This is a genomic window from Photobacterium sp. CCB-ST2H9 (genome assembly GCF_023151555.2).
In the GTDB taxonomy this organism is placed as follows: Bacteria; Pseudomonadota; Gammaproteobacteria; order Enterobacterales; family Vibrionaceae; genus Photobacterium.
On sequence record NZ_CP100425.1, the window covers coordinates 3,292,451 to 3,304,143 of the forward strand.

The following is an 11,693-nucleotide window of genomic DNA, read 5'->3' on the forward strand; positions in this document are numbered from 1 at the left end:
AGACCTGCAATTAACTGCTTGGAATCTTGAGTTTCTGGCCCACGGCTAATGTATCTGAACGGAGCTGGTTCACTTCACGGATACGATTGACGCTGACCCCATAGTGGGTGGCAATCTTGCCCAGGAATTCACCCCGGCGCACAGTGTGCTCCACCTCTTTTCGCTGCACCGGAATGACAAGCTTCTGGCCAATCGCCAGTTCATCAGAACGTAGCTTATTGACCTGGCGAATGCTGTCTACCGGCACATTATACTGGCCGGCAATCTTACCCAAAAATTCACCCCGCTGCACGGTATGCATCACATTGCTTTTCACAAGAGTTGCAGCCCCTGAGCCCGGATTCCCACCGGCAGTGTTGGCCGCCGGGATCCGTAATACCTGACCGACTTTCACCACGCTGGATGACATTTGGTTCATCTGGCGAATCGCTTCAACAGAAGTCCCGTAATGACCGGCGATCACACTGAGTGACTCCCCACTGGCGACCTTGTGCTTAATCCCGTGCTTACGGGCTGCAAACAGTGTCCCTTCCGGCGGTTTGTCATCGAAATAGGCCAGCACGCCTTTGTAAACGGCTTCAGATATCTTGATCTGATGACTGCTGCTGTTCAGCAACCGCTCTTCCTTCGGGTTGGTGATAAACCCGGTTTCCACCAAAAGCGAAGGAATATCCGGTGATTTCAGGACTGCAAGACTGGCATGCTCAGGTTTCGACTTATGTAACTGAGTCACTTTCGCCAGCTCCCTCAGGACCCGGCTGGCTACGTCATACCCTTCTTTCTGGGAGTGACTGAACTGCAAATCCAGCACGGCCATACTCAAATACTGGTCATCCTGCCCGCCCGACAGTACATCACCGCCACCCAGCAGCTCGGACTGCTTCTCGTGCTGTTCCAGCCAGCGGCCGATCTCGGTATTTGCCCGGCGGGTATTGAGCACCCAGACCGATGCACCGCGTGGCTGCGGCTGATGGAAACCATCTGCATGAATAGAAACCAGCAGGTGCGCTTTATTCTTCCGGGCAATTTCCGAACGTTTATTCAGATTGACAAAATAGTCACCGCGCCGGGTGAGCACAGCCTTCATCCCGGGTGTCGCATTGATGCGATCGGCCACTTTCCTGGCAATATTCAGGGTGACATTTTTTTCGTACTTACGACTCGGACCAATGGAACCCGGGTCTTCACCGCCGTGCCCGGCATCAATCGCTACGATGATATCGTCGGTGCCATATGGCAGATGAATACTGTTGACCGCCTGAGACCCAGCTTTATCCGGGGCTGGTTTCACCTTCTCCGGCTGGGCCGCGTGAGGCAGGTCCAAGACCAGACGGTGGCTATAGTGACCGTCTGGCGTTGGTGCCAGTTTAAAAATCTTTGGGGAGGTGGTGGTCCGGGTTTCAAAAACCAGCCGGAAGGTTCCTGTCTCCGGCGGACTGCTGCTGCGGATCTTTTTCAGCACTTCACTGTCTTTGACCTGGACAGGTAAAGCAGCCTTCAGTGACGTGGCTTTCAAATCGACGACCAGGCGATCCGGCTTCGTCAGTGTGAAATAGGTGAAAGTCGGCTCTTCCTCCATGTCCAACACGACCCGGGTTTCATCCGGGGCTGGCCATACACGAATCCCTTCAATTTCATTCGCCAGCACAGCAGTGCTGCTTAGCCCGGCGAACAGAACCAACAAAGAAAAACTTCTGCGCCAACCCATGGATTCAACTCTGCTCCAGTTTCTGAATTAACGCCAAGCCGTAACCATTGTTGGCCGTGACTTCGACCTGACGGTGCTGGTCGACATAACGAAGCTCTACATCCAGATCAGGAGACGGCAGCAAACCGGTACCTTTCTCCGGCCACTCCACCAGACAGATAGCGTCTGTGGTGAAGTAGTCACGGATCCCCATAAATTCCAGCTCTTCCGGATCGGCCAGACGATACAGATCGAAGTGATAGACCTGCCAGGGCGGCAGCTCATAAGGTTCAACCAGCGTATACGTCGGACTTTTCACATTGCCCTGATGACCCAGTGCACGAATAAACCCACGGCAAAATGTGGTTTTTCCGGCTCCCAGATCACCATGCAGGTAAATCGTGGTTTGTCGTTCACAGGCCTGCGCCAGCTGTTGTCCAAACGAAACGGTTGCCGCTTCGTCGGCCAACATTAATTTCAAAGTCTGCATTGTTGTCGTTATCTTTATCTTAGATTTATCAATTGTCGAATATACGCAAAGAGATCGCCGGCCAGCAAGCCTCGTTCTCCTGCTTCTGCAGCCAGATCAGCTGCTCGACTGTGAATCCACACGCCAGCCCGGGCTGCCTGCGACAGCGTCAGCCCCTGCGCCAGTAAGCCCCCAATCAGGCCCGCCAGCACATCGCCCATCCCGCCTGTCGCCATCCCCGGATTCCCGGCCAGGCAAATCATATGCCGATGACCGTCAAACACCACAGTACCGGCACCTTTCAGCACCACCACACCGCCATACCGGCGTTGCAGTAACTCGGCAGCGGCAAAGCGATCCGCTTCCACGTCAGCTACGGATATATTCAATAATCGGGCTGCCTCTCCTGGATGAGGCGTCAAAATTCGGTTCTTTTTATAGTCTGGTGAGCAGGCTAATAAGTTCAATCCATCTGCATCAAGCACCAGAGGCTGTTCATCGCCAATCAGGTTCAGCTGGCTATACAGTGCCTGTCCCCAGGCATTCTGCCCCAGCCCCGGTCCCATCACAATCACATCGGCCCATTGCATTCGCTCAAACAGTGCCCGGCCAGATTCATCCGAATCCGGCTGCCAGTTCTGAACCATTATCTCAGGGCGTGCAGCCAGAATTGCCAGCACATTGTCAGCATGTGTGACGGCTGCCGTCAGACCGGCACCACTGCGGGCACTGGCTTCAGAGGCCAGTCGAATGGCTCCGCCCATCCCCTGATTGCCCCCCAGACACAGAACCCGACCATTGCTGCCTTTGTGAGCCGTCCGTGCTCTGGGGGGCAGCAGACGCTGAATCTCAGATGGCTGCATAATGCTGACTTCTGACTGCTCGGCCTGTTCCAGGGCTGCTGCAGCTCCCAGACCGGCAAAGATTAATTTTCCCCGGTACTGTGCAGCCTGTCCGGTCAGCAACCCCCGTTTCACGCCAATAAAAGTCACCGTCTGATGCGCCATGACCGTCTCGCCCAGACTACGGCCGGTATCGGCACAGAGGCCAGACGGGATATCCACGGCTATCACAGGTTTTCCGGCTGCATTGATGCTCCTGATCAGCATCGCGATGTCGGGACGGACCGTGCCGGTCAGACCGGTGCCGAGCAGCGCATCAACAATCAGCCCGGTTTCTGCCGGGATCTGCGCCTGCGGAGATTCAATCGATCCGCCGCAGGCCAGCCAGGCATCTCTGGCTGTGGCGGCATCCCCCTGTAAGCGAGCAGCATCACCTGATTGCCAGAGCGTCACAGCCAATCCGTGCAATCTTGCAAGACGGGCCACAATATAACCATCGCCGCCGTTGTTCCCCCCGCCGCAGCACACCAGTATATGACGCACCGCCGAGTATTCTTTGCAGAGACTGTCATACACTGCCATACCGGCACTTTCCATCAGCTGATACATAGGCCAGCCCAGTTGCCGTGCAGCCTCCTGCTCTCCCTGGCGGACCTGCGCGGCCCGAAAGGCGACCTGAGGTAAGCGCTGATGTGTCATCTCGATGGTTTCCCGGTGTTCAACGGTTAAGAGAGGCACGTCTGTCAGACGTATACTCTAAAATAGTGCCGAAAAGCGCAAAAAGGCACAACGACCCGTGCGTTATTTTTCGCCATCCCGAATTATTTTTCCCGGTCCGAACTGTGCTACACTCCGGCCCCGATTTATCCATCAGACGCCATGACCATGACCATCGACTTCCACCAACTGGCCAGCGACATCAAACAATGGGGCAAAGCGCTCGGTTTTCAGCATGTCGGGATCTGCGATGTGGATTTGTCGAAGCATGAAGCACAGCTCCAGCGATGGCTGGATGCCGGGTACCATGGTGAAATGGACTGGATGGCCCGTCACGGTATGATGCGCGCCAGACCGGCCGAACTTCTGCCGGGCACAGTCCGGGTGATCAGTGTCCGTATGAATTACCTGCCGCCGGAAGCCGGATTTGCCCAAACCCTCAAACAACCCCACAAAGCCTATATCAGCCGATACGCACTGGGACGTGACTACCACAAACTGGTTCGCAACCGGCTGAAACAACTCGGGCAGAAAATTGAGCAGGCCGTGGGCAGCTTTGGCTACCGGCCTTTTGTCGATTCCGCCCCGATCCTGGAACGGCCATTGGCGGAAAAAGCGGGGTTGGGCTGGACAGGGAAACACTCGCTCATTCTCAGTGAAGATGCCGGGTCCTGGTTTTTTCTCGGCGAACTGCTGATTGACCTGCCGCTGCCGGTAGACGCCCCCGTCGACAATCAGTGCGGAAAATGCGTCGCCTGCATGACCAGCTGCCCGACTCAGGCCATTGTGGCCGAAGGCGTGATCGATGCACGTCGTTGTATCTCTTACCTGACCATCGAGCTGGATGGTCCTATCCCGGAAGAATTTCGCGAAGCCATGGGCAACCGGATTTACGGCTGTGATGACTGCCAGTTAGTCTGCCCCTATAACCGGGCAGCGGATGTTACGGACGAACAGGACTACTATTGCCGGCCGCAACTCTACCAGCAAGATTTACTGACCCTGTTTCAATGGGATGAAGCAACGTTTCTGAAACATACTGAAGGCTCGGCCATCCGGCGTATCGGCCACCTTAAGTGGCTCCGTAATCTCAGCGTCGCAATCGGCAACGCACCTTACGATCCGGCACTGCTTGATGCACTCATGGCGCGCAAAGGCTTAGACAACATGCTGGATGAACACCTGGACTGGAGCATCGACCGCCAACAGGAAAAACGAGCGGCGCTCAAGGTCGATGTCCTGCCGAACAAAACCAAACGCCTGATCCGCATTGTGGAAAAGGGCCTGCCTCGTGACGCCTGACCCCCAGCCTGCTCTCCACATGTCTCAGGGAGACTCACGGGCTACAAAACGCGATCCTGATCAGCATTTCTTGTATGTGGAAAACAATTTCATTTGCACCATTTTGGTTCTGAACACTGGTTATTAAGCACAACCCTCCAGCAATCCCTAAAATAATGTTATTCACCATGATCATAATATGATCAGGCTGTTCACAAACCTGGGGGGAACCAAATATAACCAAATAAAAACAACAACTTATCATGTTTATGGAAATTTAATATTTTTGGGATAATGGGGATATCTTCAGAAGTGCACAGAGTTATGCACAAGCAGACAGCACATGTAATCAACCGACTTACCCACAAGCCAGGAAGTGTGGATAAGTCTGTGCATCATACTATGCAACGAAACGATCGGGATGTGTTTGCAGCAGACTACAGGCAAGTATATCGCCCAGGTTCAGTGCATTAGATTCTGATTCGCGATCAAAGCAACAGGATAGCCCCAGGGCATTCTCATGCTTTGATTGTCATCATTGATTGGTCGCCAATACTTCTCAGTATGGGAGTACAGAGCATCTTCTTCTCAGACAAAAAAAACAACCTTACGGCTGTCTTTCACTGATTCAGGATGATGTTGATTTCTGCTCACGAATACTGTCATGAGCTGAGGTGGCCCGGACATTGTCCTGTTGAACCTCACGAGGCAAAGTTCAACCGGCCTCAAAGACAATTACTTCACAGTAATGTTTTGATTCTACAGATTTGAAATGCTCAAACTGAGAGCTTCCTAATCGGTAGGAAGTTGGAGCGACACACGAGGTTCGAACTCGTGACCTCAACCTTGGCAAGGTTGCGCTCTACCAACTGAGCTAGTGTCGCATCTCTGTCTTCACCGTCGGGCACGATGACAGCCGCTTTTTCAAGCTTAATTTGGAGCGACACACGAGGTTCGAACTCGTGACCTCAACCTTGGCAAGGTTGCGCTCTACCAACTGAGCTAGTGTCGCATCTTCGTTTCATCGTCAGGCACGATGACAGCCGCTTTTTCAAGCTTAGAATTTGGAGCGACACACGAGGTTCGAACTCGTGACCTCAACCTTGGCAAGGTTGCGCTCTACCAACTGAGCTAGTGTCGCATCTTCGTTTCATCGTCAGGCACGATGACAGCCGCTTTTTCAAGCTTAGAATTTGGAGCGACACACGAGGTTCGAACTCGTGACCTCAACCTTGGCAAGGTTGCGCTCTACCAACTGAGCTAGTGTCGCATATTTTCTTAAAAAAGAAAATTGGTTGCGGGGGCCGGATTTGAACCGACGACCTTCGGGTTATGAGCCCGACGAGCTACCAAGCTGCTCCACCCCGCGTCCGTATTGTTTCACCGTTTATATGGTGATATCCGCTTATCTAATAAGCATAGATTCTGGAGCGACACACGAGGTTCGAACTCGTGACCTCAACCTTGGCAAGGTTGCGCTCTACCAACTGAGCTAGTGTCGCATCTCGACAATCTGACCTGAGTCAGATCATCTGAATTCGTTGGTTGCGGGGGCCGGATTTGAACCGACGACCTTCGGGTTATGAGCCCGACGAGCTACCAAGCTGCTCCACCCCGCGTCCGTATTGTCTCACCGTTGGGCACGATGACAGCCGCTTTTTCAAGCTGAGAATCTGGAGCGACACACGAGGTTCGAACTCGTGACCTCAACCTTGGCAAGGTTGCGCTCTACCAACTGAGCTAGTGTCGCATCTCGACAATCTGACCTGAGTCAAATCATCTGAATTCGTTGGTTGCGGGGGCCGGATTTGAACCGACGACCTTCGGGTTATGAGCCCGACGAGCTACCAAGCTGCTCCACCCCGCGTCCGTATTGTCTCACCGTTGGGCACGATGACAGCCGCTTTTTCAAGCTGAGAATCTGGAGCGACACACGAGGTTCGAACTCGTGACCTCAACCTTGGCAAGGTTGCGCTCTACCAACTGAGGTTCGAACTCGTGACCTCAACCTTGGCAAGGTTGCGCTCTACCAACTGAGCTAGTGTCGCATCTCGACAATCTGACCTGTGTCAAATCATCTGAATTCGTTGGTTGCGGGGGCCGGATTTGAACCGACGACCTTCGGGTTATGAGCCCGACGAGCTACCAAGCTGCTCCACCCCGCGTCCGAAAACACTGAAAAGCAAACTAAAACATTATTGCCTTTCGAGGCTGCGCATTATACGAGGAAAAAAGGCGGATGCAATACTTCTGCAAAAAAAACTCCGCCTTCCCGCTCAAGCGCTCATTAAAGCATCAGATTTTAAAAATTTGCTCACGATAATAACGTAGTTCCGCAATGGATTCGCGAATATCATCCAGCGCCAGATGGCTGCCTTGTTTGTGAAAGCCGTCCAAAACTTCAGGTTTCCAGCGACGCGTCAGTTCTTTCAGCGTGCTGACATCCAGATAACGGTAATGGAAGTATGCTTCCAGTTCCGGCATATGGCGATACAGGAATCGGCGATCCTGTCCAATGCTGTTCCCGCAAATCGGAGACTTGCCCTGCGGAACCCACTGTTCAAGAAATGCAATGGTCTGACGAACCGCTTCCTGCTCATCAATCTGACTTTGCTGCACACGCGCCACCAGCCCGCTGCCGGTATGCGTATTGGTGCACCACTCATCCATTTTGGCCAGTTCAGCTTCCGGTTGATGAATGGCCAGCACCGGTCCCTCTGCCAGGATATTGAGCTGTGCATCGGTCACAATGGTCGCAATTTCAATGATTTTGTGAGTATCCGGGTCCAGACCTGTCATTTCCAGATCGATCCAAATCAGATTCTGATCGCTGATTGTCATTGGAAGTTGCCTATTTGATGACTAAAGCATGTATCATACTTAGCCTGAAGTGAAAGCCAACCAAACTGAACGATATTCTTGTGGCAAAAAAGAAAAAGCTGACTAAAGGTCAGAGCCGACGTGTCCGCTCTAACCAAAACAAGCGCCTGAAACACGGTGCAGAAGATGTCCAGTGGGATGAAGCCCTGCTGGAAAGCGCCCGTGAAGGCCTGGTGATCACCCGTTTCGGCCAGCATGCCGATGTTGAGGATCCGGAGACCGGTGACATCCACCGCTGCAACCTGCGTCGCAGCATTCAGAGTCTGGTCTCCGGCGACCGGGTCGTCTGGCGTCCGGGGGTCGAAGCCCTGCAGGGCATCGCCGGCGTGGTGGAAGCCGTCCATGAACGGACTTCCGTACTGACACGTCCCGACTACTATGACGGCGTGAAACCAGTGGCGGCGAACGTTGATCGCATTATCATCGTCTCTTCTGTCCTGCCGGAACTGTCGCTGAACATCATCGACCGGTACCTGGTTGCTTCAGAAACTGTCGGAATTGAGCCGCTGATTGTGCTGAACAAGGTCGATTTGCTGGATGACGACAAGCGCCAGCAGGTCGAGAAGACACTGTCGCTGTATCGTGATATTGGCTACGAAGTGCGCTATGTCAGTACCATGACGGGTGAAGGTCTGGAAACGCTGAAAGCCGATCTGAAAGATCACATCAGCATCTTTGCCGGACAGTCTGGCGTCGGAAAATCGAGTCTGGTCAATGCTCTGATGCCAGAAGTCGAAGCGGAAACCGGTGAAGTTTCAGAAAACTCTGGTCTGGGTCAGCACACCACCACGGCAGCCCGGTTATATCACTTTGCCGACGGCGGTGACTTGATTGACTCGCCCGGGGTTCGTGAATTTGGCCTCTGGCATCTGGAGCCGGAACAAGTCACTAAAGCTTTTGTCGAATTCAGTGATTATCTGGGGGGCTGTAAGTTCCGTGACTGTAAGCACAAAGACGATCCGGGCTGCCTGCTGCGCGAAGCGCTGGAAGATGGCAAAATCAGCCAGGAACGATTCGACAGCTACCATAAAATCATTGACAGTATGTCGGAAAACATTGCGAACCGTCAGTTTTCCCGCAACAAGCAAAATTAAGCCGTCATTTTGCGAACGGGCTTCCTCTTCCGGGAGCATTGCCTGACTTGGTCCGTGAATTCGGATAGAATTCGCTGCCCGGGTCAGCGTCGCATCAAGTGACAGACCAAGTGATTGATTTGTAATAGATTTGGGATCTTATTGTGAGCGATAACCTGAAAATTGGCCTGCAATACTGCGCGCCGAAACACGCCCTGACCCGTCTGGCAGGCAAGCTGGCTGATCTGAAAGGCGGCTTTGTCACAACAGCGGTCATCCGTTGGTTTATCAACCGCTACAAAGTCGATATGTCCGAAGCGCGTCACGAAGACCCGGCATATTATGCTAGCTTCAACGACTTTTTTGTTCGTGAGCTGAAAGAAGACGCACGCCCGTTAAATGAAGAAAACGACGTCTTCTGCCACCCGGCAGATGCCTGCGTCAGCCAGCTTGGTCCGATTGAAAAAGGCCAGTTAATTCAGGCGAAAGGACACACCTACGAGGCCGTGGAACTACTGGGCGGCGATCAGACCCTGGCCGATGAGTTTGCCGACGGTGAATTCGCAACGCTGTATCTGTCACCACGGGATTATCACCGTGTTCACATGCCCTGTGACGGTACCCTGCGCCAGATGATTTATGTACCGGGCGATCTGTTCTCGGTCAATCCGCTGACCGCAGAGAACGTCCCAAACCTGTTTGCCCGCAACGAACGTGTGGTCTGTATTTTTGACACCGAATTCGGTCCGATCGCTCAGGTGCTGGTTGGTGCCACCATCGTGGGCAGCATCGAAACCGTCTGGGCCGGTACGATTGCACCGCCACGTGGCCCGATCGTGCGCCGCTGGGATTATCCTGCTGAAGGCGAGCAGGCCATCACCCTGAAAAAAGGTGAGGAAATGGGCCGCTTCAAGCTGGGATCGACCGTGATTAACCTGTTCCCGAAAGACATGGTCAGCTTCGAGCCATCTTTGGCACCGAATGTTCCGACCCGCATGGGTGAAGCCTATGCCCGTCTGAAATCGGTTCCGGCCGCACAGTCCGAAGAGACTGCCAGCAACGCCTGATCGATCCGGCACGCAAAACAGAAAGGGACGGGCATACTCGTCCCTTTTTTGATCGCGGTTTTTGATCTCCTCCCCTATGCATCTGCATGAAACTGTTATGCTGTTTCTGTCTGCCCATTCAGAGAACACAGGGAATGCCGGAATTATCTTTATCACAACTGCTGAAGCTACTGTTTGCATTTGGCCTGCCATTTGCCCTGTTGCAAATTCCCACCGCATCGCTGCCGCTGGACGGGCTGACCCTGATCCAACACCGTTTGCTGGCGATTTTCGTCATGGCCGCACTGCTCTGGGTTTTGGAGCCCGTGCCGGTCTATGCCACCTCGCTGCTCATTATTGTGCTGGAGCTGGTGCTGCTCTCCGATCAGAGCCTGCTTACCTTCCGTCATTCAGCCGGTGATACACCGCTTGGCGAACTGCTTCCCTATACGGATATCTTTCACGCCTTTGCCTCGCCGATTATCATGCTGTTTCTGGGCGGTTTTGCGCTGGCCATTGCAGCTGCAAAATACCGTTTGGATACCAATCTGGCCCGGGTGCTGCTCCGCCCCTTTGGCAATGAACCCCGCTATATCATGCTGGGGCTGATGCTGATCACCGCAATTTTTTCGATGTTTATGTCCAATACCGCCACGACGGTCATGATGCTGGCCCTGCTGGCGCCGATTCTGGCTGCCGTGCCCAAGGAGGATACCGGTGTCAAAGCACTGGTACTGGCTGTTCCGGTCGCGGCCAACACCGGCGGCATCGCAACCCCGATTGGGACGCCGCCCAATGCCATTGCCCTGCAGTACCTGAGCGGAGAGCACAGTATCAGTTTCCTCAACTGGATGGCGATTGGCCTGCCCTTTGTCCTGATTCAGCTCGGTCTGGCCTGGTGGCTGCTGCAACGCCTGTTTCCGGCCCGGCTGGAAACCCTGGAACTGCGGCTGGAAGGTCAGTTTCAGCGCAGCTGGCAGGCCTGGGTGGTGTATCTGACGTTCGGTGCAACCATCCTGCTCTGGCTGACCACAGCGCTGCATGGCATGAATGCTTATGTAGTCGCCCTGATCCCGCTCACCATCTTCGCTCTGACCGGCATTATCGGCAAAGAAGAGCTGAAACTGTTTAACTGGGATGTGCTCTGGCTGGTCGCCGGGGGGATTGCAATCGGGATGGCGCTTGAGAAAACCGGGCTGGCCCGGCAGCTGGCGCACGCCATTGATTACGAAGCTTTGCCATCGCTGCTGATTCTGGTTTTCCTGTCATTCTTGTGCTGGCTGATGGCAAATTTCATGTCGAACACAGCAACAGCGAACCTGCTGATGCCGATTGGAGCCGCCATCGCCACCTCAGTTCCGGCGCTGGCGAATGCCGGCGGTCTGCCCGCCATGCTGGTGATCCTGGCCTTTTCGGCCTCGCTGGGCATGGTGCTGCCCGTCTCGACACCGCCCAATTCCCTGGCTTATTCCACCGGATTGTTTGACAGCCGGGACATGATGAAAATTGGCCTGCTGGCCGGACTCAGCGGACTGACGCTTCTCTATATGGCAGCGTTACTGATTTTATGAATGATAGCGAAGAGACAGGCGACACACTTCCTGAATCAGGATCACATCCTAACAATAGGCCTGCGAATTTCGCGTCAAGCTGAAATCAGTTTCGCTGATAATTACGGGTGACTCACTAATATTCGCT

Annotated in this window: 8 protein-coding genes and 11 tRNA genes; 4 read left to right on the plus strand and 15 right to left on the minus strand. The window is 53.9% G+C overall.

The window, feature by feature from the left end; translation table 11 throughout:
- Positions 1-10: 10 nt before the first annotated feature.
- The 3 genes from L4174_RS15130 to L4174_RS15140 are packed head-to-tail and all read right to left on the minus strand — an operon-like array spanning position 11 to position 3,697.
- Positions 11-1,708 (minus strand): N-acetylmuramoyl-L-alanine amidase, encoded by a 1,698-nt coding sequence (locus tag L4174_RS15130; RefSeq protein WP_248144298.1) that lies wholly within the window; start codon positions 1,706-1,708, stop codon positions 11-13.
- A 4-nt stretch (positions 1,709-1,712) separates the two neighbouring features.
- The gene (gene tsaE, locus L4174_RS15135; protein WP_248144299.1) at positions 1,713-2,177 is read right to left on the minus strand and encodes a tRNA (adenosine(37)-N6)-threonylcarbamoyltransferase complex ATPase subunit type 1 TsaE; all 465 of its coding nucleotides are present in this window, start codon (positions 2,175-2,177) and stop codon (positions 1,713-1,715) included.
- A gap of 14 nt (positions 2,178-2,191) precedes the next feature.
- The gene (locus tag L4174_RS15140) at positions 2,192-3,697 is read right to left on the minus strand and encodes an NAD(P)H-hydrate dehydratase (protein WP_248144300.1); all 1,506 of its coding nucleotides are present in this window, start codon (positions 3,695-3,697) and stop codon (positions 2,192-2,194) included.
- 186 nt (positions 3,698-3,883) lie between these two features.
- Here L4174_RS15140 and queG point away from each other — a divergent pair, with 186 nt between their 5' ends.
- Positions 3,884-5,017, plus strand: a complete 1,134-nt coding sequence (gene queG / locus L4174_RS15145; protein ID WP_248144368.1) for a tRNA epoxyqueuosine(34) reductase QueG — start codon at positions 3,884-3,886, stop codon at positions 5,015-5,017.
- 787 nt (positions 5,018-5,804) lie between these two features.
- On the opposite strand, the gene L4174_RS15150 is transcribed toward queG, so the two are convergent.
- From L4174_RS15150 to orn, 12 genes are all read right to left on the minus strand, one after another.
- Positions 5,805-5,880: transfer RNA gene (locus L4174_RS15150), tRNA-Gly, on the minus strand.
- 52 nt (positions 5,881-5,932) lie between these two features.
- Positions 5,933-6,008, minus strand: a tRNA-Gly gene (locus tag L4174_RS15155).
- Between the two features lie 53 nt (positions 6,009-6,061).
- Positions 6,062-6,137 (minus strand) — tRNA-Gly (locus tag L4174_RS15160).
- Positions 6,138-6,190: 53 nt separating this feature from the next.
- Positions 6,191-6,266: transfer RNA gene (locus tag L4174_RS15165), tRNA-Gly, on the minus strand.
- A 22-nt stretch (positions 6,267-6,288) separates the two neighbouring features.
- Positions 6,289-6,365 (minus strand) — tRNA-Met (locus L4174_RS15170).
- 57 nt (positions 6,366-6,422) lie between these two features.
- A tRNA-Gly gene (locus L4174_RS15175) sits at positions 6,423-6,498 on the minus strand.
- 40 nt (positions 6,499-6,538) lie between these two features.
- Positions 6,539-6,615 (minus strand) — tRNA-Met (locus L4174_RS15180).
- A 55-nt stretch (positions 6,616-6,670) separates the two neighbouring features.
- Positions 6,671-6,746 (minus strand) — tRNA-Gly (locus tag L4174_RS15185).
- A 40-nt stretch (positions 6,747-6,786) separates the two neighbouring features.
- Positions 6,787-6,863, minus strand: a tRNA-Met gene (locus tag L4174_RS15190).
- A gap of 55 nt (positions 6,864-6,918) precedes the next feature.
- Positions 6,919-7,044 (minus strand) — tRNA-Gly (locus L4174_RS15195).
- Between the two features lie 40 nt (positions 7,045-7,084).
- Positions 7,085-7,161, minus strand: a tRNA-Met gene (locus L4174_RS15200).
- Positions 7,162-7,291: 130 nt separating this feature from the next.
- Complete coding sequence (gene orn, locus L4174_RS15205) at positions 7,292-7,837, minus strand: oligoribonuclease (protein ID WP_248144301.1); 546 nt, start codon at positions 7,835-7,837, stop codon at positions 7,292-7,294.
- 80 nt (positions 7,838-7,917) lie between these two features.
- On the opposite strand from orn, the gene rsgA reads away from it, so the two are divergent.
- The 3 genes from rsgA (at position 7,918) to L4174_RS15220 (ending at position 11,566) form a co-directional block, all read left to right on the plus strand.
- Complete coding sequence (rsgA, locus tag L4174_RS15210; RefSeq protein WP_248144302.1) at positions 7,918-8,970, plus strand: small ribosomal subunit biogenesis GTPase RsgA; 1,053 nt, start codon at positions 7,918-7,920, stop codon at positions 8,968-8,970.
- Positions 8,971-9,113: 143 nt separating this feature from the next.
- Positions 9,114-10,016, plus strand: a complete 903-nt coding sequence (asd, locus tag L4174_RS15215) for an archaetidylserine decarboxylase (RefSeq protein WP_248144303.1) — start codon at positions 9,114-9,116, stop codon at positions 10,014-10,016.
- A gap of 134 nt (positions 10,017-10,150) precedes the next feature.
- Positions 10,151-11,566, plus strand: a complete 1,416-nt coding sequence (locus L4174_RS15220; protein ID WP_248144304.1) for a DASS family sodium-coupled anion symporter — start codon at positions 10,151-10,153, stop codon at positions 11,564-11,566.
- Positions 11,567-11,693: the final 127 nt, after the last annotated feature.

Excerpts from the sequence above, each read along its gene's own strand:
- queG (WP_248144368.1), top strand. The coding sequence starts at position 3,884 with ATGACCATCGACTTCCACCAACTGGCCAGCGACATCAAACAATGGGGC.
- tsaE (WP_248144299.1), bottom strand. The coding sequence starts at position 2,177 with ATGCAGACTTTGAAATTAATGTTGGCCGACGAAGCGGCAACCGTTTCG.
- L4174_RS15140 (WP_248144300.1), bottom strand. The coding sequence starts at position 3,697 with ATGACACATCAGCGCTTACCTCAGGTCGCCTTTCGGGCCGCGCAGGTC.
- L4174_RS15130 (WP_248144298.1), bottom strand. The coding sequence starts at position 1,708 with ATGGGTTGGCGCAGAAGTTTTTCTTTGTTGGTTCTGTTCGCCGGGCTA.
- L4174_RS15220 (WP_248144304.1), top strand. The coding sequence starts at position 10,151 with ATGCCGGAATTATCTTTATCACAACTGCTGAAGCTACTGTTTGCATTT.
- orn (WP_248144301.1), bottom strand. The coding sequence starts at position 7,837 with ATGACAATCAGCGATCAGAATCTGATTTGGATCGATCTGGAAATGACA.